Below are 24,647 nucleotides of genomic sequence, written 5' to 3' on the forward strand. Positions count from 1 at the left end.
CTAAAACCCATTCGCAAATTTTACCGGCGCGTCCTCTTTCGGGGCAGCCAGCGTGGCCAGCACAACCTGATTGATCCGCGGACCGGCCGCCTCTAGGCATTCCATGTAATAGCGTTCTTCCAACGCATCCCGCTTGGCGGCGACAAGCCGCTTTTGGAGCAAGGGCCGAGCCTGCTCAAACGGCTTCACTGTTGAGGGCCGTTCATCGGTCCGCATCACCAGAAAAAGCCCCGGCCCTGCCGCTATGATTTCGCTCAGCTCGCCTACGGGAAGGCGCTGCGCCGCCTGCACGACTTCATCCGGGATTCGCGCGAGCCCTTTGCGTTCATCGATCCAACCCAGATCGCCGCCTCGGTAGCGGCTCACCGCATCGTCGCTGTATTGAATGGAAAGTTGATCAAAGCCCTTCGCAAGCGGGAGCGCGGCTGATCCGCGCTGTTCAACGGCCAAGCGGCGGGCCTCTGCCATTCGTGCGCGGATTTCAGCGCGCTTGGCCTCGCTGGCGTTTTTCTCGATCGCGAGATGCAGCATGGCCAGTCGATCGAGGGCCGGCGTGGTAAAGTCCGCGATGCGCTCGCGGTAGGCCTGTTCCACCTCGCCCTCGCTGACGGCCACGGAATCGAGCAGCGCCGGCAGCTCTCGGTCGCGCAAACGGGCCACCAGCAACCGCTCAATTTCCCGCTGGATTTCAGGATCGTTTTCCAGTCCCGTTTCCCGGCTTTTCATCAGCATCGATTCCCGCAGCATCATCCGGTTGAGCAGCTCCGCAGGCGCCAGCGCCGGCAGACCGCTCTCCATCCGGCGCTCCGCCTCGACGGCCAAATCATCAGGCATGATGATCCGGTCGCCGATCATCGCGACGGCATCTGCCGGCAAGCCGGCCGGCGCCTCCTGCTTTGAGCAGGATGACCCAAGCAGCAATGCCGCTGCGCTGCAGACGCCGATGACCTTCTGGGAAAAATGCACGCTCATAGGAAGCCGATCTGATCCTTATTCATAATCAACACGGACGCGCATGAAGACCTGCTCTTCGGTTTCAACCAAAGGAACCACTTCATAGGTTTCAACATCCGCCGCCGTGGCGTGTTCCGGTGCAGTGATCTTGCGGATCATCGACTCGGACTCGCTCCACGAAACCAGATCGCTGGAGACCGCCACGGAGATCGCGATGTCGGTCGCCGCCGGATTGCGGTGCACATCCACCGTCATATGGCCGTCGCGCCAGACAATCTTCGGCAAACGCGCCAAGTCAGGCTGTTGTGGATTCATTCCATAGGCATACCGCAGCAGGTGGTCGCTGCCGGTGCTACCGCTGTCCTCCATCGCAAAGTCCTCCAGACTGGCGGTCGACCCCGGGAACTCGCGGGCCTGCCACTGGGCCAGCGTATCGCGCAGGGCCACAATCGTCACACGCCCTTCGGCGACATCCGCCAGCGCATAGGTGCTGCGAGCCTTCACGGCAATGTCGACCACTTCGGCGCCGCCATCGAGCACGGCGGTGCCGAGCGGAAGGATCTCAATCAGGATTTCGGCGTCTCCTGCGCCAAAGCTGACGAAGGAGGAAACAGACTGATAGTCGACGCCGCTCTCCGCCTCACCGCCGATCGTCAATTGAACAACCAAGGAATTGGCCAGCTGGCCGTTGCGGCTCAACAGGATCCAGCCCGGACTGAGCGGATTCGTCGTGGCGAGGCGTTCGAGCACCTCGATGCCGACGACCGCCTGCAGGTCTTTAATAACAACCTCTGCGCGGTCCTCCATTCCGATCAGATAAGCCGGATCGCTGAGCAGCACCAACTCGACGATTTCATCGGGTTCAATCGTATTGTCGGCAAAAGGCTGAATCTGCACTTGAGCCGTTTTTTGACCGGCGGCAAACTGAACCGTGAGTGCGGTGGCCGCATAATCGGTTCCGTTCAAGGCAGCGCCGTCCAGCGAGAAATTCACGGTCAGCGGGAGGGCCCAGTCGCCCTGGCGTTCCAGCGTAAAGACGCCGGAGTTCCCGGCATTCTCTGAGGCCGCCGCATCGGAAGCAACCACGGACACAAGCGGCAGCAGCCGCAGCCCGCCCGCCTTGACCAGACCGTTGGCCACGAGCTGGTACGCGTCCAAAGCGGAGAGGGAAAGGTCGGCCAGCGTGACCGTCAGATTCGTGAAGGTTTGACCGTTGCCATCGAGCCCAATCCGCACGAGCGTATCGGAACCGGCCGCTTCAAATTGGATGTAGTCATCGACCCGGCCCGACGCCCCGCTCAACAATTGGCTGAAGTCCAGCACATCGAGGTCCGCAATGCTGTAGTCGGCAATCAGATCGGCACCCCGGTCGTTCGCCTTAAAGAGAAACTGGTCACGCCCGCCGCCGCCGCTCAAGCTGTCGTTGCCGCGCCCGCCGATGAGCACGTCGTCGGCCATTCCGCCGGCCAGCGCGTCATCGCCGCGTCCGCCAAGAATGTACTGTTGCCGTTCGTCGCCAAACTTAGGCTGGTACAGCGAGGCATAGCCGGCAGCTGTCAGGCCCGAACTCGGAACCTGCACGTCCACCGCCACCAGTTCATCGGCGGCATCCCAGACGACCGCATCGCCTGCCCGGCTGGCGAGGAAGGTTTCTCTCCGGAGTCCGCCGGATTCAGAGACCATAATATCGCTTGCCGGAAGTTCGTAGAAGCGCAGCGCCACCGAACCTTCCGCCACGGGATGCGCCGCATCTTCATCCTGCACCGCCACGGAAAACGCCGTGTTGCTGGCGCTGGAGACGTCGCCTTCCTGCACAAATACAAAGCGGCCGGAATTGACGTCGGCCTGCGTGAACTGGCCACCGACGGCCAGATCAAGATCCGGCGCTCCCGGGTTTTCAACGGCGTTGCGCAGCACCAAGCGGCCAAACATCGGCAGCGCGGTCAACGTGTAGCGGATATCGGATGGTGCGCTGTCGGAATCAGAGGCCAATAGGCGGAAGCCGGTGGTGTGGCCGGCATAGGCCAGCAGCTCCTGCGTCAGCAGGCCCGGCAGCCGGTTGTCCTGGTTGGGGCCTAGCCCGAGAAGATATTCCTGCAGGTTGGCGATTCCATCGCCGTCAAGATCCAGCGAAGCGTCGCTGGGGTCTTGCAGATCCAGTTCATTCAGAGTTTCCCACCAGTCGGGCATGCCGTCGAGATCGGTATCCAACGGCGCAACATCCACGGCCAAGTCCAGCCGGTAAGTGGCGGCGCGGCTCTGCTGGCCCACTTCAAAATAGGAACCGCTTGGCCCGACAAACTCAGCGGCGATGCCGTCGACCAAAGCCTGGGCATGCTCGTTGGTGCTGCCCGTCGGCGGCATTGGAATGCCAACGCCCGGGTCGAGGCCGATCACTTCAGCCGAGTGCGGCACTTCAATCCGGTAGCTGAAGATGCCGTTGTTCAGCGGGAACAAACCGGTTTCGATCTGCAGTTCGGAGCCGTCGGCGCGCCGGATGGTCCACTCCAGAAACCCCTCGTGCATCACAAACGGCTGTGCACCGCCCACGCCCGTCACCTTTCCATAAAAGGTGGTCGGCGGTTCCGTAATGGTTGCCGCCTCCGAGGGCGGCCCGGAAAACACCGCTGCGAATAAAAGCACCCATGAAAGCGCGCTGGAGAACCTAACTGAGATATCTGTTTGTTTCATAGTTCACGCCTCTTAGAGGTTAGTTTCCTGAAATGCCGTAGGTTTCAAACACCAGTTTAATATCGCTCACCTGATCGATGAACCGCTGCAGTCCAACCTCAGGATCCGAATTCAGATTGGCGCCGGGAATAATCAGCATCCACTCCGTATTCCAGACCGAGCGGCCGAAGAGGCGCGTATCGGAAACGAGTTCGTCGGCATCCACCAGAACGCCGCCGTCGTGGTAGGCCCGGAATTCAGAGAAGCGCCGGTTTTCGGCATACTGCCCGCTGAGGCTGTCATACAGCGGCACCCAGTCGGAGCGGTCGAGATCGCTGCCCAGCGCCGGAACCGGAATCGGAATGCGCTGGTCGACCACATTCCAAGCGCGCACCACATCCGGGTTGGCGCTGGTCGGGACGCTCATTACATCGAGTCCGACGGGCAGCAGATAAACGCGCGGCGTTTCCGGCAGGTCGTTGAGCACGTCATCACTCTGATAGTCCGAGAACCAAATGCCGGCTGCATGGATCTTATTGGCAAACACACTGGAGGAGTAGTAATGGTCGGCGCCGCTTAACGGGAGGCCAAACACATTCTTTCCAGACTGAATCTGCGTGCTGAAGCGCATGACCAGTCCCGGCTGTTCCACATGATCGCCATTCCCGTCTGCTTCCGCGGCAAAAGCGCGGCAATGCTGCCGGAATTCTGGAACATCCCAGAGGTCGCTGACGGTTGAGTTCGCCAGCGCCTGTTTCCACAGCGCGTCGGAATTGCCGCCCGGCGACGGGAAGCTGCTGTCCTCTCCAACGGGCTGCGCCGAGCCCTTCGGCAGGATGCGGAAAAGTTCGGTGCGAAGCGAAAGCTTGCCGGTTTCCAGTTGCGGGTTATTAATTCCGATCTGGGAGGAAACCACCTCATAGTTGGTTTTCAGCCAAGCCAAGGAATCAGCCAGACCGCCGCCGCCAAACTGCGGGCCGCCATCCACGAGGCCAATGCTGCGGGCCTGCACGATCTGCCCCATCACATTCTGGGAAGAACCCGGATCAGCTGGGTCAAAGTTCGTTTCATAATCATAGGCTTTGGCCGCCAAAAAGGCATAGCGCGCCGCCAGATCAAAGGAGTTGCGGTAGGTCTGCAGGGCATGGTTGCGCGAAACGCGGAACGTCATGTCCTGATAGCGGTTCAGCTGGGTTTGCGCCGCCACCCGTTTATTGAAGGCCGCCCGTTCGTCCACCAGCCTGCCACCCTCGTCCAGCAGCGTGCGGTAGCGGTCGGACAACTGGCGCAGCGCCTCCATCTCCTTGAAGATGGCAATACGCTTGAGCGGTTCGTCCCCGACCAGCCCTTCGAGTTCGGCCAGCCACTCCTTCTTCTCTCCATTCAGCGCAATGATTGCATCCGCCAGCTCTTTGGCCAAGTCGCCGGCCGAGATCGCAATTTCGCTCACCAGCTCGGCAATCTCCAACCCGGTGTCGATGGACTTCCAGGTGCCTTTCGCGAAACTGGCCGTAACCTCCAGCCCCGCGCCTACGGCCGACAATGCATCGCCCGGCGAAACAGCCAGTCCGCCGGTCGGCAGGTTTTTCGGCACGCCCGCCTGGCCGGCGTTTACGGTATATTCAATCGTATCCTTGACGCTTTCAGCGATGGCCCGGAACCCTTTGATGCCCTTGATGGTGTTTTCAATGACCCCCTTGGAAATGGCCCAGGTCTCCTCCGCCGCAATTTTGGTATTACCGGACGAAATGCGCGAATCAATCAGTTGCAGATTGAGGATTAAATCCCCGGCCAAGCTATCCCAAGCCGCCAGCGCTCCGGCCAGATTGGCTTCCTGCTGAATCATTTCATGCAGCACCGTCTGCAGCTCGCCGACGGCCAAACGGTTGCCCCATACATCGGGAGCCTGGAAGGTATATCCCGCCGTGGTGACCGGCATCAGTTCCTTCAGGTTGTCAGGAAGCCCCACCTTGGGATTTTCCAGGTCGGTATACGTCACCGTATAGAAGCCATCCCGCGCCTTGAGCGGCGTACTCGTTCCATCCATGCCGAACGACGGCGCATACAGGTTCCGCCACTCAGTCGGCAGATCCATGGCCCGCTGGCCCATTCCTTCGGTCGTGAAGGCGGTATAGAGAGCCCCGCCGTTCAAGTTTCCGTCGGCGTCGAACGAAGCAAAATCGGTCGATGGCCCAGGAACGGTCTGGTCGTTGATCTCCCGGACGCCCACATACATATGCAACGCCAAATCCGGTCCGTCATAGCCCGCCGGATAGAGCTGGCCCGAGCCAATGGTGCCCTCGTAGGGGCGGCCGAAGATTTCGATCAGGCGGTTGCGGTAGGCAAGGTCCTCCTGGAAAATGCTGTTGCGGTATTCGGCTTCGGTGTTGCCCACTTGACGCAACATGTTGTTGGCCTCGTTGGCCTTGTCCCACGTAGCCTTTGCGTTATCCAGCGCAGCCGTGGCGCGGTCATAGATCTGCTCGAAGTGCGTCTCCGCGCCCGCCCCCAGAACCGGATCGATATCGAAAGGCATAACATCCTTGTCGAGCCCCAGCGGGTTGTAGCCCTTGTTGGCATAGTCAAAGGTGCGCTGGATTTTATTCAGGTTGGCCGAAATAACGGCAATGTCCGAGTTTGAAGCGCGGTCGACCTTCTGAATGCCTTCGAGCGTTTTGTTCGGGTGGTCGGCCGGCAGCAAGGCGTTCGCCGTAACCCAGTCGAAATAGGAGCCCTGCGCGGCGCGGCGGGCCCAGCCCTGGACGCCCCATGCCCGGTCTTCGTTGCTGTCGGTGTAACCCTGCCATTGCGCGGTTGGATCCATCACAAACTTTTCGCGGTAGGTCAGGTCCACAATTTCAGCGCCGGCCTTGGCTTTCGCCGCGGCGGTCTGGGCAAACTTGCGCTCGTCCAGGAAGTCCACCTTGATGACGATGTCCATCAGGTTGTAGAACTCGGAACGCGACACCCAGTTGAAGTAGTCGTGGTTCAGCAGGTCATACTGGTTCCGCAGCGCCGTCAGATAATGCCCCCAGGCATCGCCCTGCCCCTGCGGGAAGAGAATCATGGCGTCGTCTTCATCAATGAAGCCATCGGCGTTGATGTCGGTAATGTTATAGTTCAGCGCGTAGGCCGCTTCCCCTTCGCCCTTGGTAAAGTTCCAGAACAGACGGTTGTATACCGGACGGGCAAAGTTGTCGTCCACGCCACGCAGGAGCGCCAGCTCCTCTTCGAGCAGCGAAGACATCTGGTTTTGGAAGGTAAACACGGCGGGAGCGAGGCTTCCGTATTCCACGCTGCCGCTGCCAAAGCCAATGGTCGGGTTCAGCGCGTCGGTGTAGGCCTCGTTCGCCAGCAGCATGTAGAAATCGCTGATGCGAGTGGCGGCCAGCTGCAGCGCATTCGCGATGGCCGGCGTTGAAATCGGGCGCGACAGGTCGATGCTCAGATCGCGGCCGCGCTTGAGTATGGTTTCATAGAGTTCAATCAAGCCCACATTTTCAATCACGTTTTTCGCGGGATTGAGCGCCACCGGCCCTTCGAAGCGGGCGCCAAACTCCTGAATCATACTGGAGACGGTCGAGGGGCTATCACCCTCAAAATCGCTAATACGCGCTTCGTAGGGATTCACTGCATCCAGCACGCGCTTGATCCAGCCCATCGCCAGCTGCGCCTTGAAATCCATGATTCCATCCAAGTCGAAATCGTTGAACGGATCCGAGTTTCCTGCGCCGGCCCAGGTAAAGTTAACCCCTTCCGTTCCGTCGGGCTGCCCAACGGCCCAGTCGACTCCATCGACCTTGTCGTTTTTATGCCGGTAACGGGCAAACCACCACGTATCGGCCAGCAGCGCCTCGGGCGCATTCGGGTTGCCCTTCAGCGTAATCTCGTATTGCCCGCGTCCGCGGTTGCCCGTGGTATCGGGGAAAAGCTTCCACGGATTGGGCGTGCTCGGATCCATCAAATCCGGCGGCGGAACATCCAAACTGCCGTCGTCCGGGCGGTACCACCATTCCATATACAGGTCGTCGGCATTGGCGCCAAAATCGCCGGTGTGGCGGAGCACAATATTTTCGTCGAACACGTTGTCGGACAGCACCGTTTTGATTGCGCCGCGATACCGCTTGGAGCGATCCACCTTGATCACATGCAGCGTGATGGGCGATCCGCCCAAGCTCGGGTCGTTGTTTTCAACCACCGTCACATAGCTTTCATCCGGATAATCGGCCAGCGGATCGAGGAACCCGGCATTGGGCAGCAACGCCAAGCCCGGACCGAATGCCCGCAGCTGTCCGGGAATATGGTCCGCACGCTGATATTGCATGACCTCTGAACCCGGTTCGACCGGCTCAAGCAACGGCTCTTGCGTGACGGCATCGCGGATGACCATCCGTTCCAACCCGACCAAATATTGGTCTTCAAGCAGTTGGCCGTTCCCGTCTTCCAGCGCCCCCGGATTACGGGTGGTTTGGTAGAGCTCCTCTACAGCGGCTCTCCAAGCGACCGATTCGTCCAGTCCCTTCAGAACGTCACGGTCCGTCTCGGTCATAATATTGGGTTCGAGCACATAAACCGCCGGCGGCGATGCGGTCAATGTATCCTCTGCAATGTCTTTGTCGTTTACCAAACCGAACAGTTCGATCCGCCCGCCGATGGGATCGAAGCGGAAACGCTTCTGCAACGAGGCCGGCAATTCATTAAAGACATATTTACCTTGGCTGATCCGGGTGCGGCTCGACGCCGGAGCCATGGCCGAAGGGAAGTCGCCAAAGGCCAAATCGGCGGTGCGTTTTTCAAGCACCTGAGCCACACGCGCCGTCCACTCGGTTTTCAGCAAGCCGCTTGCGCCGGTCGGGTTCAGCGAATCGTAGGCCACCTCCGCCACGGCAAAGGCCAGCACGCCCGGAAGCCCCGGCGTTTCAGCGAGGTCGGTTTCTCCATTTTCGTCAATCGTGAGGGTGGTCGGTTCATCCGTGCGGTGTTCGCCGCCAGAGAAAGTCAGCGTTTCGCCGGCTTTGAGAATCGGCGACACGTCCGGCCACTTGCTCTTGTAGAGGATTTCCGTCGGAAGGACTTCCGCCTCGGTTGCCGCCACAACCGCTGTTCCTGGATTCAGGGACTGAAGCGCACTGATATTTGCCGGAAGGAAGGACAGGTTGTCGCCCACCTGGGGCTCGTCCGCACTTTTAGAGCCGTCGTCTTCTGCAACGATGATTCCCGACACCGACCGCGGCCACCAAAAGTCGGGCAGCAGCGGATAATAGGGCGACTGGGTAAACCAGGCATTGTCACCGCCGGATACGGCCCAGCTGGTGCCCTTATGGTCTTCCCAATACGTCAGCTGCGAGGTGATGTTGTCGCCGAAGGTTTCCGGACTTGGAACCGCGCCCATCACGACGCCGAGCGGATAGAACGGAATGACCGGCTCGCTGGCTTCCATCACCACGTGCGGTTCGTTGCGCAGCGCCACAATGCTCGGTTGCGACGATACCGCCCAACGCGTGCTGTCCGCAAAGGAATAGTTCCCTATGTCGGGATCTTCGGCGGTAATGCCGTAGACCTTCATCTTAAAGGTCGAGTCCGCCGTATCTAAATACTGAACCAGCACATAGGGATGCGAGGTATAGTCCGCCGGCTGTCCATTCTCATCGCGGCGCAGCAGGTTGGCGCGGTTGAGATCGTTGTCGCGCAGCGCATAGGCCGCGCTCGGGCGCGGCGACACCTTGGCATAGCGAAGCGACGGCGCCATCAGCGCATGCTCTTCGTTCGGGTTGTACCCGGCCTGGCTTTCGTCAGGCTGGTTATACACCACCGCTTGCTGAAGGCGTGATGGATTGAAGGTGGTTTCATGCGGCGTAATTTTTTCAACCCAGTTTCCGCCGGCATCCAGCACCATGTTGGTAATCGCCTCCGCCGTGACCTGCTCCTGCAGGTCTTCGCCGAGGCTTTCGCTGCCGTGCTGACTGGCTATGACAATCCGCCCGAGCCCTTCGGATTCATCGACAGGCCAACGCGGAAGATAGGTGCGCACGGCATGCGGCCACAGCAGGTTGTCGTTCATCGAGGGGTCGTCGTACCACCCCACCACGATGCGCTCCTCAGCGCCTGCGCCGGGATGCAGGTTGACGGGGATGATTGAGCCCGGCAGGTTTTCAGGCTGCGTCACGATTTTTTGGTGCAGCGTGGAGTTGAGCGAGGCCATGTCATAAACGGAAGGAGCGCCGAGCCCCGCAAGCTTGGACTCGTCGTAAATGAAGGGATTGTAGCGGGCCTGGTCAAACAGCACATATCCGGCACCAAGCTCAGCCAGATCCAGTTCCGGATCCTGAATCGCCTGGCCGATGACAGCGTTTGTCGTGACCGTCAACCGGTCTTGCCAACTAAAGCTTTCAACTGTTCGAACGCGCAGATATTCCTTGGGCTGTCCGCGGCCTTGCTGCTGGATTTCGCTGAAGAGCAGCACGGAACGACCCACTTTGGAGGCAATGAAGTGCTGATCCGTATCCAACGCGGCCTCGTTTTCCGTATACTTGATTTCCTTGAAGATAAAGCTGTCTGTATCCGACGGATCAAGGTTTACCGGCGGTGCGCCAGCAATATGCGGATAGTGCGTCTCTTCAGGAATGTAGGCCGTCACGATCACATCAATCACTTCGTCGGGGTCGGCGCTGGGCCTCCACGTTGCACGGAAGAGACCCGGCACCAGTGGATAGAGCTTGGCCGCGTTCGGATCCCACACCGTCATGTCAGACTCGGCAATGCTCGTGTTTTGGCCATCCACCGAAATCAGGCGTATGGTTTCCGGCTCCTGCAGGAACGTAGCGCCCGTATAGGTTTCCCCTCCGGCTTCCGTGTCTTGCTGGAAAACATACTGCCCAATCGGCACCGTCGCAGCAATGGCCTGGTTGCCGTAGGTCCACAAGACGCGGGCCGAACGCTGCAGGCCGCCGTCCCCGCCGGCGCCAATGCGGTCCTTGTCGATTTCAAAGCCGCGATAGAGCGTGCCGTCCACCCCCTCGTCCGGCAGCCAGTCGGCCGCATCGGAGTCGCCGTTGAGCAGCGACCCGTCCGGCGAGAACACCTCGCCAGAAGAGGTGAAATAATACCCGTCGCCGTTGATCCACCCGCCAAGAGCCTTGTTCTCGGAGGAGCCGTCGTTGGCTTGGCAAAGCACCTGCACCCGGGCGGCAGGGTCGAACCAAAAGGTGCCCTCGCCGAAATAGCGATTGGTTGCACTGTGGACATATTTACCCAGCTGGTTCGTATGGGCGCTCACAAACTCGCGCACCAACGGGATGGATACCCGCGAAACATCATCAATGTTGACCGTCACGCCGTACTGGATTTGCCAAACATATTCAATGCTCGCCGGCCCGTTCATCACAAACTGTTCAACCTGCTGCCGCGCCGGCGGCGACTGCCCGACCATGAAGGGATTGGTGCTGACGCTGCCCGGCCCCTCAGTGCCGATTTCCCGGCGGCCGATCGGCACATAGCGGATGGCCAGCCCCGGATGGCTATAATCGACAACCTGCCCGTCCACCGTCGCCGTCATTAGATCGCCCTTGGGAATCCAGTGAAGCTTGACCGACGGTTCGGGGTTGCCGGTGGCCAGCGAGTGGACCGGCCCCGCCCAAGGCGCGCCTCCTTCATCCTTCAGATCGCTTTTGGTTTCGTCAAAATCGCTGGTCACGTTCAGGGCATAGTCGTGGCGCCATTTCAGGAAAATTCGCGCATCCTCATCCGTGACTTCGAAACTGTAGAAGGTCGGGTCGCCGGTTTGCGCCACATTATTCACGGAAATGCCAATGGCTTCAAAGCGCTGCGTGGCATCGTCGATCAAGCTGGTGTTGGTGTTCGACGAACTGTCGGTCAGATAGTTGTCGTTGTCGCCCATGTAGACGAGCTGCGGGGCAATCACCTCCACCACATCGCCTTCATAGACGACGATATTCTGCTCAACCCCAATGTTGTACGTCGTCCGAACCGCGCCACCGGCCACCGAAGGAATCACCCGGACCGCGGTGTTGGGAATCGGCATGCCGTCCACTGTTTCCGAGCGCACTTTCATCACGGGCGGACGGCTATTGGATTCAAAGCTATAGCCCTGCGAGGCCGTCCGATCCTGCAGCACAAGCTGCTCCCGGTATTCGGATCCGTCGCGTTTGACAAACACCTGAACATTTCCATTGGCAGCGCTGGTGTTGAACATTACTTTCGTAAAATTTTCAGCCGTATTTGCAGGGGAGTAGTGACCAATAAACAAAAAATCCCAAATCCAGTATTGATCGCGGTCAATATCCAACTTGAACGTTAGCGTCTCGAGGTTATCGAATCCCTTCGTCGTGACGGTCGCCGTATTTTGGCGGCCGCTAGACCCAAAAACGGCTTCCTCAAGATTCGGGTTCCATGAGCCGTATATTTGGCTTCCCCCCATATCGAAATTATAGTTGTTGTCGCCGATGCTGATCTCAACTTTGGTGATCGACTCGCCCGACTGGTTTAAAATCTGAAAGGTCGGAACATTTTTGTCGCCGCTAATCGTCACAACAAATGGAATGTCCGTCGTTGGTGCGGCGGCCAGCGCGCTCCAGCATGATAAGCCCATAAGCATCGTAATCATGCAACCGCGGAAGAGGGCTCTAGGGCGTGCATTTTTGATGTATTTTAAAGTTCTCATAATGGCCCCTTTACAACGCATTTAAAGTGTCGATATGGCTGATGCGGTTAAGTTCAAATTTGCCTTCAACCTTCAGGCCGACGGGATTGGAGTCCGGGTTCGGCCCCAAGGGTTTGTGCAAGCCGAAGATTTCTTCGCGATAGGTTCCGCTGATCTGGTCCACGCCGATGCTGACGCGTTCGAGCTGGTTAGTCGAATCCCCGTCAAAGTCGATGCGGATATCCCGCTGGATATCCAGCCCCACCGTGTGGTCGGGGTGGCGGCGATGGCGGAACGGATTGGTCGGGTGCGAAGCCGGCAGGAGCAAGGTGGCGGTAAGCGCGCCGGAAGAAGCCAGCGGCGCATTGGTGCTGGCGATGGTTGAAACCAGACGGGGGTCGCCCAGCCCCACGCCAAATTCGCCCGCCATCGGAAGCTCGGTCTGGCGGGCCCGCGCGGCCTCGCCATAGACGTTGCGAAGCGCATTGACCGCGCCCAGCTTGGCCGCATTGCGGAGCGTGGTTTCATCATGAAACGGATCATTCTTGGCTTCCTTAACGGCGGCCAAAGCGGCTGCTTCGGAGGCGGTTTCGACGGCATCAAGATAGGCATCCGACCGAATGAAATCCGTATAGTCGGTGGTCGGCGCCTGCGTCTGGAGCGCATAGCGCGGCACATCGTTCTGCAGCGCATTCAAGCCCGCAGCTTCCGCGTCGTCCGCCACATCAGAAACCTGCGTTGCTGTATTGGATGCGGCGCTGTTGATGACGGCATCGAGCACCGTTTCAACCGCACTTGTTGCCGCGGTGTCGTCATAGGTCTTATCTTGGGCGTTAGGTGCGTCAAGGCGCACCTGTTGCACGGAGGGCACGGCATTAACCGCAGCCCGGACCGGGGCATTGCTGACCGCCGCAACTCCGGCGGCCTGCGCGGCGTCAACGATCATATCGCCCACGCTGCGTCCATTAATAAAGCGCTGGTATTCGTTCGCCGTATCCGCATAGCGGGAAACCACATTGTGCGCCGCCGCTTCTTTTGCATCAGCATCCGGGGCATTGGCCACGGCCGCTTCCATATCCGCCAGCATGTTGATGGCGCGAGAGTCGCTATAAAACGAGGCGTCTCTCAGCTCCACGGCCTTATCTCGGAGATCGTCCAGATCCAGTGGCTCGGTGGTTGCAATCGTTGTTAATGTCGCCGATGGAAGATTGTCCAGCAGGTAGCGGCCGAAAGCTCCGGCAACATCATTGCTGACCACAACCAGATCCGCCGCCGCTTCCGCGACCGCCTGAGCATCGTCCTCCGCTTGCCGCAGCTCGCCGTCTTCAGATGCAGAGGAAAGGTTATTCGATAGAACCGACGGCGCCACTTCATCAATTATGGCGTCGATCAGATCATCAACCGCATCAGTGGCCTTGCTGTCGCCAAAATCAAACACGGCACTGGCAATGCGAACGGCCTCCTGCGCCGGGAAGTCGGCATAAAGACGGTCGTCGGTTACCAATACATAATCGCTCTCCGAGCCGGTTATCGTACCTGACGCACCCTCATCCTGTTTCAGAATGGCCACGTCTTTCAAAAGATTAACCTGCCCGGCACCGTTCACGTGCAGGATCAAACGCAGGTAGGCTTCGTCGTGCGCCGGGGTCGGCACATTGGGATCCGGCGCAATCGGAATATTTTCTTCATCGAGCGGAATGGAGACTTCATTCACATGTGACAACGCAACACGCCCCACCCAAAGCCCTTCATAGGAGTTTTCGGCATGGGCGACGGAGCCCGCCAGCAGCAAGCCGCAGCAAGCAACCGCTTCGATGGCATGCCGTGGATTAGTGATCATGATTGGATTTTTCACTTTAAGTCCTCCCGCTTCCCGGTAACGGGCACCCAGGTTTCTGTTCCTACATCAGTCTTTATGCACAGCAGCGATTTCACTTCCGGCACCGTAATTTCAGCGAGCCGCGCCTGCAGCGGCACACGGATGGAGTTCCCGCTTTCCAGCGGCGGGAGCGGCTGGCTCCATGCTCCCTCTCCCAGCGGCACCGCCACGCGCGTCAACGATTCCTGATCTTCGCCGATCACATCAACCAACACCGACAACGGCACAAAATCGGCGCCGGAAAGCACATGCTCAATGGTGGGCTGGAGCGGATAAGACGCATCGTTCTGCAGCGTCAGATTCCCCGCCGAATCCTCCAGCGCAATCCCCTGACGGCCGATGGCGGTCACGGCCAACGGGCCTTGGTAGTCCGACGATCCCTCGCAATAGACCCAGAATGCTTCTCCGTTTTTCATCAATGTGGCGGACGGATCAGACACAAGCCGCCAAGCGCCGCCGACCAAGCGATAAACCGCCTGGCCGCTGTGGGATGAGGAACCCGCGAAAAACTGCTCAAAAGTGGGCGGTGCTGTTGCATCGAGTGTAAACCCAATCAAATTATAGGAACTGGGCTTCCACCACACCTGATTAAACTCCACCTCCCCTTCAATGGAGAGCTGCATGCTTTCCGAAGCGTGGACCAGATAGGCTTTATTTCCGTAAATCGCACCCAAGCCACTGAGAAATGCATCGTCACGACCCGGGGCATACCACATGCCCCAACCGAGTTGGCGAAGCATGTCCGTGTCGGGATTCGACGAAAACTGGCGGGTCGATTTGGAAACATCAAAAACCGCAACGATATCAACCGGCAGTCCCGCAAAAAGAAGATCCGGATCCTTTTCAACCGGATCAACGGCCAGATAGACGGCATTCCAGCCCTCTTGAATGGCGAACGTCTGAGTGCGCGTTGCGCTTCCGAAAGCTTGGAGGCACAAAAAAAACGCCGCCAATAGAGGCAACGCTTTTCTGAAATTCTTAACGCCTGCGGCAATGCTTGCAGTCCGGGACATGTTCCTTGCTTCTACAACCTTCATACTACCCTCCAAATAATTCAGAAGAACTAGAATCGTCGTGTGAGGCTTGTGAAAAGCCATCATTACGCCCCAAAATCGTGCATGTCAAAAACTTTATGGCATATGTAAAATGCCCATAACGATCATGTTAGTCATCCATTAAGAGCCTAAGTATTCATTAAAAAAAGAGTTCATAACACCAGCATATGCCTGTCTCACCCGATTTTGTTTTCATTATGGGAAAAGTGCATGTTTTAGCGATTTCCTAGCTGCCATGAGCAAATCGGAGTTGATTTCTATGTGTTGATAAACCGCCTTGCCAACCTGACTTCAGATGCATCAGGCCGATTTCTCAAATGACCTACAAAAATGGTTAAACTGAAATTCAATCCATGCACTCCGATTTCCAATGCCTTTGACGACTACGCCCATTGCAATTTTAAGTCAACCCACTATAACGCACAAAAGACGTAAATGTTTATTATTGTTTTAAGCATTAACAATAGCGGCGCTCTTTTCGCAGGGAACCGAACCTGACTTTAAGGGTTGCGCGCTTCCAAGATACGGAACAAAAGACCAGCCTCCCGACCAACAACAAGCCGGCTGTTGAACACGGCCGGCGGCGCTACGACGACGTCAGCCCCGTCGCCGGAGTCCTGCTCGGCGGTGGCAAACATAACGTGATCGCCGAAGTCGACATGATCCCTGAAACCGAATTTGTGCAACAGCAGCAGCAACAACAATAGGTATTCTATGCAGTTGCTCACCAGTTGTAACTTAACCTTCGAGATTCAAGTGCCCACCCCCTTTGTGCTGATGCTGCGGCCGCGCAGCGGTGCACAGCAATGGATCGCCCGCGAGGAATACAAGCTCGAGCCGGGCGTCCCTGCCGTTGAATTCACCGACAGCTACGGCAACCTCTGCCAACGCCTGATTGCACCGCCCGGTCTGTTCGGAGTCTATACTGCGGCCGAAGTCATGACCCAGGACTGGGAGGATCAAGCCCCCGGCGCCCCGGTTGTCGAGGTCGAAAACCTGCCCGAAGGCATCCTGAGCTATCTGTTGCCGAGCCGCTACTGTGAATCGGACCGGTTCGGCCAAATGGCCACCGAGATCACCGCCGGCCAGTTGCTCGGATAAGGTATTTGTATGGAGAGCTATAAGATGAAAAAGCCGTGCTGAATGCAGTTCGACGACCGCTCATGTTTTTGAGTTCTTGTGCACCACCAAAGGGTTTTCGTGTAGCAACTACCTTAAAACCTTGGATATCTTTTCTTTGGATTTCACAAGGCTGTTTAAGCGCCTTGGCCACATCATCAAATTTATCAATTTTCTTTCGATTCATTGCTATCATGTAAAAATCAACATCATCAATTGGTGTGATGGCAGAGCGTACATGTAGCCCTTTTTTAATATTACCAATTAGATCATTCAAAAATCTCTTTTTTAAGTTGAGCTCTGTTTCTTCGGCATATTTAGACATCAAGGCCACTGCAAGAGATTTTAAACTGGCTAGCTCTACATGTTCTTCGATTAGGTCTCGATACTCAGTATTCTCAATAAGGTTCTTGGTTGAATCAATAAGCGATTTTAAACCCGAAAAATCACTTTCAGAAAAGTCCACTTCATTAAATAAACTCGAGGATGAAAATGAGTCGGATTTTTCCGACTCTTGAGCATTTTTTAATAGAGAAAGAAGATATCGGTCTACAGCACGCTCATTTTGTTCTAAATCAACGCTAACCATTTTATCCACCACATCTTTAAATGGCTTCAAGTGATCTTGTGTCAATAAACTTTGTCGTCGCGTAAGTAAGTCGTTAAAACGTTTCTTATCAGCCTCTTCGTCACGCTCTAGAAGCGAGAACTGCTTGATATACTTCACGTTCTCAAAGGTTTTATCTATTTGATTTAGTGTATAAGATTTTCCCGTGGATCTTTCACCTAGGATAACATTTAATCCTGTTGACAGTTTAACTCCGCTTGCCAGCGCATCAAAAAAGTGATGCCCGTCTTCTTTTGCCAAAAAAACTTTATTCTTATCCTGAAGACAAATTTTCACTCCTGAAAAATCAATAACTGCGCAGTCGATATAGGTTTGGCGAACTGAGAAATCTATAAGGTTTTCATCTATTCTCTGGTCACTGAAATACACCGGGACAAGAGATTCTCTATCCTTAAGACAATACTGAAATTTCTTAGGACTAGCTACCTCTCCAGCAGAGATAGTTGAACCAAGTTGTGCCAATGCAGCATCGCTAAGTTCAGGTTTTTTACTGTAGTGAGGGATGAGTATGTATTTGCTGAGATCAGGAAAAATGAATTTCAGCTCTGTGACACTGACAGAATCATTATCAGCAGGAATTTTTGCTGATATTTCCTTACACTTTGAATCAAAGTCAGCTAACTCAGTTCCGTCCGCAATAAGTAAAAGGTGGCCATCATCGACATCTATTTCAATTCCAGGAAAGACCTGTATAGGGACAGTTTCCTTGATTTGGTTGAATTGATCTAAATCAAATAGGTTATGATTTGTTATTGCGATACCATCAATCTCTCGAGAGGAAATATATTCATTTAGCTTACTAAGGCTAAATGTAAATTCTCTGTCACTAACGCTGGAGACAGTGTGTATGTGGAAATCTATTTTTTTCATTACGGTCCTTGTTCCCGTGACCAATTCGATTATTCATCTTTTCTATGCCTAACGTTAATCCTGACCCGCTTGGGAAATAGACGTTGACCGAATCGACGGGCGTTGTCCAAGTAGGGTCTAGGATCTGGTTGGACAGTTTTCATTCGTCATCAAGGTTTGGTCGTGTGTCGGCCACCGTCAAAGCTCCCATCCCCTGAAGTACATGCTGTCTTCATCTGTCAGGATATTGACCACGCCGTTGGTTCCCGTAGCCGACAGGTTTGTGTAGGTGCTCCATGATCCCGAAACAAGATTGCTAATCGACTCGATCCGGTAGAGTGTGCTGGAGGCTGAAGTAAAGAAGACAGAATTGCTTTGGATGTTGAGATAGATCGGTTTGAGGCTTACCTCAGCAATTGCATATAGCTCTGTTTCTGGATCAAAATCATTCCATCTTGGGAATCGTGCAGTTTCCCCTGGTGAAAAAATATAAACGGCATCTTCTATTCCGTTAACGTTATTAGGTTCTCCAGAATCCCAATTGGTATAGGCTACTGTTTCTCCAGAAGTCCACTCAAACACTCCCTCAGAAGTAATATCGTTTAATCCGATCCAAAGATATCGATTAGTGCCTCCATAACTAGAGAATTGTTCGGTAACCCAAGTATTCTCTTGTAAACTTCGGATAGTAGCCAAATGCCCGCCCAAGGACTGAGATTCGTTTTCTGCATCTAACCACCCTTGGCTACTTAATAGATAATAGTCATGTCCGTTAGCTGGGTTTGGTATAGGACCCGCTAATATCGCAGCATGAGACGTTGAAAAAAGTAATGTGAGAATCCATATAGAGATAATTATTATCACTTTCATGCCATTCACCTTTCTTTAGTTTGTCCAACGTTACTCATGACCCGCTTGGGAAATAGACGTTGACCGAATCGACGGGCGTTGTCCAAGTAGGGTCTAGGATCTGGTTGGGATTTTTATTTTGTAGTCTTGAGTTCTTCCTCAATAATTTCTGAAACATCCCACATGGATCTGTAAATTTGAACATCATCTTGTGATTCAATTCTTATAAAATTCCCGAACACATCGACTTCAATTTTTGATTCATCGAGATTATTGATTGTCACAATGTGGGATGGAACTTTCAATAGAACTAACTGGTCATATCTCCATCCACTTTCAATGATTTTGGTGATCTTCTGAAACTGATTGGATTCGGGGTACAGGGTTGTTGTTGTGTACTCAACTCCAGGGGGAAAGAAACCGCCTTCTGCTATCACAATGTTATCAACGTCATTACCTAGATCAGGTCTGCTCCACCAATAACCGCACATTATATGAAAGTAAATGAGTCCTGCTATAACCGCTATGGCTGACAGAGAAATAATGATCACTCGGATGACTGATTTTCTTTTCATTATTTACCTGATCCCAACAGTGTCATAAGTGGAAAACTTTCCATATATCACCCTTATGGGGTGGACAGATTTTCCACATATGCCCGCATTAAGGGGGTAAACATGGAAAATGAGCTGTTTTATTTTCCACATATGACCTCCGATTGAATTATTGTCCACATATGCCCGCATTAAAGGGGTAAACATGGAAAATGAACTGTTCACTCCGCTCTCGTCTGTTATACTTAATCAGTATTTCAGATAGATCCATATTCACGGAGGAAAGGACGAAGGGGTCAGTCCTATAAATTAATGTTTTCTGCATTTCCCCTACTCCCTTCATCCGAGGGGCAGACCACTTCTTTCATTATCCGCCCACACAACTGCTCGTCCCATACGCACAGCAAAATTATCCGTACATCTTATATGGATTTAGGTCTAAGTAAAGGAAAGGGGTTGTGAAAGTTTGGGGTTTGAGGTTTGAGGGTTTGGAGAGTTTGAAGTTTGTGGTTTGGGGTTTGGGGTTTGAAGGCGTGCGGGAACCCCGTTACCGCTTTTCGTCCACATAGGCTGTTCCTGCGCGAAAGCTGAGACGGGAGGAAACACTCACTTGGTTCGTTATTTGCATTCGCAAATTATCATTCGCTTCGCGAAGTGGCAGCACTCCAGAGCGGTTGCACCGCATTTGCGGACACCCGTCCCATTGGGGACGTGGCCTACATTTTTCCAAGGGCTGGGAATTTCCCCGAAAGCGCAGCGATAGATGATTTTGCGGTCAGCATAATAATGACCAGCGGGAATGTCTCACGTTGGAAGGACGACGGTCGCGACGACCAGACGGCGCAGCGAAGCAACACATGACGAATGAGATGTCTTATGCTGCGCAAATTGGCTCATAGAGCCAACTCTACAACGTGAGCGGGTGTAGCGTCGGCTCTATGAGCCGATTGCGTCGCCGTCTTCAATCCATTCGGCTCCCCGGTGTCCGTCCGCTCGCAATACGTCAGCGTGTAGTAGCTCGAAATTCTGTTTCGAGTCGCGGTTGCAAAGTGCCGCTGAAAACGCGGAACAGACGCGAAGCGAGGCTTGAGGAACGAAAGCAACGAAGTGGCAATTCCGCGCTACACTAATGCCCGAATCTCTGCCAGCAACTCGCTTTGGCTTTTGCCGGAACAATCGACCACTATATCGGCATGCTGGAGATAGAGCGGATGCCGTTCGCCGTAGAGGTCGTCGAGCGTCATGCCAAGCTGCATGACCACGCCGCGCTGCGAGGTGTCGCCGATGCGGCGTTTGATTTCGTCGATCGGCACATCGAGGAAAATGATTCGGGCGAGGCTTTTTAAATGATTCATCGCACCATCGCAATAGACGGCGCTGCCGCCGGTGGCGATCACGCAGTTTTCGCAGACCAGCGACTTGACCGTATCGCATTCGAGGTCTTGATACGCATCCATGCCGTTGGCATCTTGGAAGGCCTGCATGCTTTCGCCCGCACGCGCCTGCACCAGCAAGTCGGTATCGATGAAGCCCATCGACATCCACTTCGCCAGCTGAACGCCCAGCGTGCTCTTCCCGCTCGCCGGCATCCCGATTAAAACTATGTTGGACTTTGCTACAGACATTTTAACATCCGCTGCGCTTAAGCCACAAAGGACTCAAAGAAAGACCTCTTCGTGACCTTCGCGTCTTCGTGTTAAATTTTCTATACTTCGTAGTCAACGCACATGCGTTCGCAGACGAGCGTTTTAACGAGCTCTCCGACTTTCAGGTGCGCGGGATGCGTGGCGTAGGCCGTGAGATCTTCCATCGAAGCAAACTCGGAATAGAGCACGATGTCTTTCGACTGGTCGCTGCCCAGCACATCCAGTCCGACTTCAATGTCGATCAGCGTCGGCGTCACACCCTTCAGCGCCTCCAGCTGGCGCTTCATCTCCAGCTTATCCGCCTCCGCCGCGTCATCCTTAAACTTCCACATCACGATATGTTTAATCATAAGCTTTTCCTTTCATCAGATTGATTGCCGGATGTTACCCACCCGCCACCCATCGAGAAACATAATTTAAGGATCAAATGCAGCACAGGCTTTTGCGCCATTGTTCAATGCAAAAACCCCGCCCCGGTTAGGAGACCCGGGGCGGGGCGTAGGAAACGGGGCGGGCAAACGCCCCGCAGGAGGAGAACGACCGGCGCATGCGCCGGGAAACGCTAAATGCTAATTTTTAAATCCTAAACAAATCCAAAACACCGATACCAAAATGGAAACGGCTATCCCGCTTCATTTTTGATATTTCCATTTGTTATTTCGTCATTGTTTAGGATTTAGGGTTTCGTGCTTAGGATTTACTTCCCTTCGTAGGCTTTGATGTAGATTTCCTTGAGTTCGCTGATCAGCGGGTAGCGCGGGTTGGCGCCGGTGCACTGGTCGTCAAACGCATCCTCGGAGAGCTGGTCGAGGTTGGCGTAGAAATCTTTCTCGTTCACGCCGGCTTCCTTGATGCTCATCGGAATGTTGAGCTTTTTCTTCAGCTCATCGATCGCCTTGATCAGCAGCTTCACCTTGGAATCGTCGGTGGTGCCGCCGAGCTGGAGATAATCGGCCACGCGGGCATACCGTTCCTTGGCGGTCGGCCAGCTGTACTGGGAGAATGCCGCCTGCTTGATCGGGTTGTCCGTGGCGTTGAATTTGATCGTTTCATTGATCATCAGCGCGTTGGCCATTCCGTGCGGCAGGTGGTAGGCGGCGCCGAGCTTATGCGCCATCGAGTGGCAAACCCCTAGGAACGCGTTGGCGAAGCTCATGCCGGCGAGCGTGGCGGCATAGTGCACCTTTTCGCGCGCCTTGCGGTCGCCCGTGGCATAGGACTCCGGCAGATACTTGAAGAGCAGACGAAGCGCTTCGAGGGCCTGCGGATTGGTGAACTCGGAGCTGACGATGCTGACCATCGCTTCAAGGGCGTGCGTCACGGCGTCAATCCCGCCAAAGGCCGCGAGCGATTTAGGCATGCCCATGACGAGTTCCGGATCGCAGATGGCCATATCCGGCGTGAGGGCATAGTCGGCAATCGGATATTTCGCGCCGGTTTTGTCGTCGGTCACCACCGCGAACGGCGTAACTTCAGAACCGGTGCCGCTGGTGGTCGGAATGCAGACCATCTTCGATTTTTTTCCAAGCTCTGGAAAGGTGCAGATGCGTTTCTTGATATCCATAAAGCGCATCGCCAAATCTTCAAACTTGGTTTCCGGGCTTTCATACATCAGCCACATGATCTTGGCCGCATCCATCGGGGAGCCGCCGCCGAGGGCAATGATCACGTCGGGTCTATATCCGTTCATCACTTTCAGGCCGGCCTTCACGGTGCTCAGATCGGGATCGGGTTTCACGTCGTAGAAGATTTCATAATCCAGATTAATGGCATCAAGCGCATCGGTCACCTTATCGACCAGCCCCAAGTCCATCAGCGCCTTGTCGGTCACAATCATGGCGCGTTTGCTTCCGCACAGATCCTTGATCGCCACCGGCAGGCAGCCATACTTGAAATAAATATTCTTCGGCACATTGAACCACAGGGTGTTTTCGCGGCGTTCCGCGACCGTTTTAACGTTCATCAGGTGTTTCACTCCCACGTTTTCGCTGACCGAATTTCCGCCCCAGCTTCCGCAGCCCAGGGTCAAAGAAGGTTCGAGTTTAAAGTTGTACAAATCGCCGATCGCGCCCTGCGAACTCGGCGTATTCACGAGAATACGGCCCGTTTTCATCATGGCGCCGAAATCGCGGATACGATCGCGGTTGAGCGGATCGGTATACAGCACGGAGGTGTGCCCGATCCCGCCGGCGGCCACGAGCGCCTCGGCCGTTTCCAATGCATGAAAAAAGTCGGACACCTTATAGAGCCCGAGCACCGGACTGAGCTTTTCATAAGAGAACGGCTCTTCCGGCCCGACCTTCGTGGCTTCGCCGATCAGCACCTTGGTGTCTTCCTTGACCTTGATGCCGGCCAGCTCGGCAATCGCGCCCGCCGGCTGTCCGACGATTTTTGCGTTGAGGTGGCCATCCACCATAATGGTTTCGCCGACTTTCTTTTTCTGGGCTGCCGTCAGGATCGTGGCGCCGCGCTTTTTGAACTCGTCCTTCACTTCGTCGTAGATGGAATCCACCACCACCACGCTCTGCTCGGAGGCGCAGATGACACCGTTGTCGAAGGTCTTGGAGATCAGGATGCTGTTAACGGCCGTTTTGATGCAGGCGGTTTCATCGATGACCGCCGGCGTATTGCCCGCCCCCACCCCAAGCGCCGGCTTGCCGGAGCTGTAGGCCGCTTTGACCATGCCCGGACCGCCGGTCGCGAGAATCAGCGCGATGTCCGGATGGCTCATCAGCGCGTTGCTCAATTCAACAGAAGGTGTTTCGATGCAGTCGATCAGCCCTACCGGAGCGCCGGCTTCTTCAGCCGCTTTGCGGATCAAATGTGCTGCTTCAGCCGTGCAGCCCTTGGCGCGGGGATGCGGCGAAAAAATGATGCCGTTGCGGGTTTTCAGCGAGATTAGCGCCTTGAAGATGGCGGTGGAGGTTGGGTTGGTGGTCGGGACGACGCCGGCAATGATGCCGATCGGCTCGGCAATCTTGGTGATGCCGTAGGTTTCATCGCGTTCGAGCACGCCGCAGGTCTTCATGTCTTTGTATTTGTTGTAGATAAACTCGGAAGCGAAGTGGTTCTTCGTCACTTTGTCTTCCACAATCCCCATGCCGGTTTCAGCGACGGCCTTTTTCGCAAGGTCGATCCGGGCCACGTTGGCGGCAATCGCCGCCTTGCGGAAAATGGCATCCACCTTTTCCTGTGGGAATGTTGCATATTCCATCTGGGCCTTTTTGACGCGGGCCACCATTTTTTCCAACTCATCTTTCTGGGCAGTTGTCATTTTTTTCGTTGCTCCTGGGTTGTTGTTACCCCCGTAAAACGGGGCTTAAATTTAATATTTTCATTTCATTCGATATATACATATCGAATTGAGCGGACTGGTATAGCCGACCTCCGAAGCCCGCGCAACCCCTTTTTAGATATTTTTTTATCGATTGACATTCATCGATTTGTTTTGTATCTTTTTTGGCTTTTCACCGGAGAGCACATATGGCCAATTCAGTCGTTATTTGCATGGGCAGTTCCTGCTTCGCACGAGGCAACCGGGAGCATTTGGAACTGATCGAAAACTATCTGCACGGCAATAAAATCGATGCTGAAGTGAAGTTTTCAGGATGCCGTTGCCGCGGCGAATGCGGCCGCGGACCCAACATCGAGTTTAACGGAACCTTGCACCATCAGGTCGATACCGGCACTCTGCTCGATCTGCTCGAATATTACTTTTCCGATGTAAACATCGGAGTTTAAGGTTCAAAGGTTGCAGGGTTTAAAAGTCCGTTCCTCATTCACCC

The 24,647-nt window shown here is 55.2% G+C and carries 13 protein-coding genes and 1 pseudogene; 2 read left to right on the plus strand and 12 right to left on the minus strand.

All coding sequences use genetic code 11. From position 1 onward, the window contains the following. From SCARR_RS13825 to SCARR_RS28190, 6 genes are all read right to left on the minus strand, one after another. Entirely contained in the window at positions 1-972 is a 972-nt protein-coding gene (locus tag SCARR_RS13825) for a peptidylprolyl isomerase (RefSeq protein ID WP_136062274.1), read from the minus strand. Positions 973-990: 18 nt separating this feature from the next. Continuing rightward, positions 991-3,645: a Calx-beta domain-containing protein gene (locus SCARR_RS29085; RefSeq protein ID WP_136062275.1), complete on the minus strand. Its 2,655-nt coding sequence runs from the start codon at positions 3,643-3,645 to the stop codon at positions 991-993. A 19-nt stretch (positions 3,646-3,664) separates the two neighbouring features. After that, a complete protein-coding gene (locus SCARR_RS13835; protein ID WP_136062276.1) occupies positions 3,665-12,304 on the minus strand; it encodes a hypothetical protein in 8,640 nt (2,879 codons plus the stop codon). 10 nt (positions 12,305-12,314) lie between these two features. Continuing rightward, on the minus strand, positions 12,315-14,138 hold the full coding sequence (locus tag SCARR_RS13840; protein ID WP_136062277.1) for a hypothetical protein: 1,824 nt from the start codon (positions 14,136-14,138) through the stop codon (positions 12,315-12,317). Then, on the minus strand, positions 14,135-15,199 hold the full coding sequence (locus tag SCARR_RS13845) for a hypothetical protein (RefSeq protein WP_136062278.1): 1,065 nt from the start codon (positions 15,197-15,199) through the stop codon (positions 14,135-14,137). The genes SCARR_RS13840 and SCARR_RS13845 overlap by 4 nt, the downstream gene beginning before the upstream one ends. A gap of 518 nt (positions 15,200-15,717) precedes the next feature. Then, on the minus strand, positions 15,718-15,945 hold the full coding sequence (locus SCARR_RS28190; protein WP_168433290.1) for a hypothetical protein: 228 nt from the start codon (positions 15,943-15,945) through the stop codon (positions 15,718-15,720). Between SCARR_RS28190 and SCARR_RS13850 the strand changes: the two are divergent. Then, positions 15,932-16,315: pseudogene (locus SCARR_RS13850) on the plus strand (transglutaminase family protein); the annotation flags it as partial. The gene SCARR_RS28190 and the pseudogene SCARR_RS13850 sit on opposite strands and share 14 nt — an antisense overlap. On the opposite strand, the gene SCARR_RS13855 reads toward SCARR_RS13850, so the two are convergent. The 6 genes from SCARR_RS13855 to adhE form a co-directional block, all read right to left on the minus strand. After that, positions 16,293-17,834, minus strand: coding sequence for a PHP domain-containing protein (locus tag SCARR_RS13855; RefSeq protein WP_136062279.1), 1,542 nt, complete (start codon positions 17,832-17,834; stop codon positions 16,293-16,295). The pseudogene SCARR_RS13850 and the gene SCARR_RS13855 overlap by 23 nt on opposite strands. Positions 17,835-18,011: 177 nt before the next feature. Then, a complete protein-coding gene (locus tag SCARR_RS13860) occupies positions 18,012-18,683 on the minus strand; it encodes a lectin-like protein (RefSeq protein WP_136062280.1) in 672 nt (223 codons plus the stop codon). A 113-nt stretch (positions 18,684-18,796) separates the two neighbouring features. Continuing rightward, complete coding sequence (locus SCARR_RS13865) at positions 18,797-19,237, minus strand: hypothetical protein (protein WP_136062281.1); 441 nt, start codon at positions 19,235-19,237, stop codon at positions 18,797-18,799. Between the two features lie 1,100 nt (positions 19,238-20,337). Further along, positions 20,338-20,841, minus strand: a complete 504-nt coding sequence (locus tag SCARR_RS13870) for a shikimate kinase (protein ID WP_136062282.1) — start codon at positions 20,839-20,841, stop codon at positions 20,338-20,340. A gap of 80 nt (positions 20,842-20,921) precedes the next feature. Next, positions 20,922-21,212, minus strand: a complete 291-nt coding sequence (locus SCARR_RS13875) for a Dabb family protein (protein WP_136062283.1) — start codon at positions 21,210-21,212, stop codon at positions 20,922-20,924. Positions 21,213-21,559: 347 nt separating this feature from the next. Then, entirely contained in the window at positions 21,560-24,136 is a 2,577-nt protein-coding gene (gene adhE, locus SCARR_RS13880) for a bifunctional acetaldehyde-CoA/alcohol dehydrogenase (protein ID WP_136062284.1), read from the minus strand. Positions 24,137-24,321: 185 nt separating this feature from the next. Here adhE and SCARR_RS13885 point away from each other — a divergent pair, with 185 nt between their 5' ends. Next, on the plus strand, positions 24,322-24,603 hold the full coding sequence (locus SCARR_RS13885) for a (2Fe-2S) ferredoxin domain-containing protein (protein ID WP_281281176.1): 282 nt from the start codon (positions 24,322-24,324) through the stop codon (positions 24,601-24,603). The last annotated feature ends 44 nt before the right edge of the window (positions 24,604-24,647 follow it).

Source organism: Pontiella sulfatireligans (genome assembly GCF_900890705.1).
GTDB lineage: Bacteria > Verrucomicrobiota > Kiritimatiellia > Kiritimatiellales > Pontiellaceae > Pontiella > Pontiella sulfatireligans.

Coding starts and splice junctions, on each gene's coding strand:
- SCARR_RS13855 (WP_136062279.1), bottom strand. CDS start 17,834: ATGAAAAAAATAGATTTCCACATACACACTGTCTCCAGCGTTAGTGAC.
- SCARR_RS13860 (WP_136062280.1), bottom strand. CDS start 18,683: ATGAAAGTGATAATAATTATCTCTATATGGATTCTCACATTACTTTTT.
- SCARR_RS13870 (WP_136062282.1), bottom strand. CDS start 20,841: ATGTCTGTAGCAAAGTCCAACATAGTTTTAATCGGGATGCCGGCGAGC.
- SCARR_RS13865 (WP_136062281.1), bottom strand. CDS start 19,237: ATGAAAAGAAAATCAGTCATCCGAGTGATCATTATTTCTCTGTCAGCC.
- SCARR_RS13875 (WP_136062283.1), bottom strand. CDS start 21,212: ATGATTAAACATATCGTGATGTGGAAGTTTAAGGATGACGCGGCGGAG.
- SCARR_RS13845 (WP_136062278.1), bottom strand. CDS start 15,199: ATGAAGGTTGTAGAAGCAAGGAACATGTCCCGGACTGCAAGCATTGCC.
- SCARR_RS29085 (WP_136062275.1), bottom strand. CDS start 3,645: ATGAAACAAACAGATATCTCAGTTAGGTTCTCCAGCGCGCTTTCATGG.
- SCARR_RS13835 (WP_136062276.1), bottom strand. CDS start 12,304: ATGAGAACTTTAAAATACATCAAAAATGCACGCCCTAGAGCCCTCTTC.
- adhE (WP_136062284.1), bottom strand. CDS start 24,136: ATGACAACTGCCCAGAAAGATGAGTTGGAAAAAATGGTGGCCCGCGTC.
- SCARR_RS13825 (WP_136062274.1), bottom strand. CDS start 972: ATGAGCGTGCATTTTTCCCAGAAGGTCATCGGCGTCTGCAGCGCAGCG.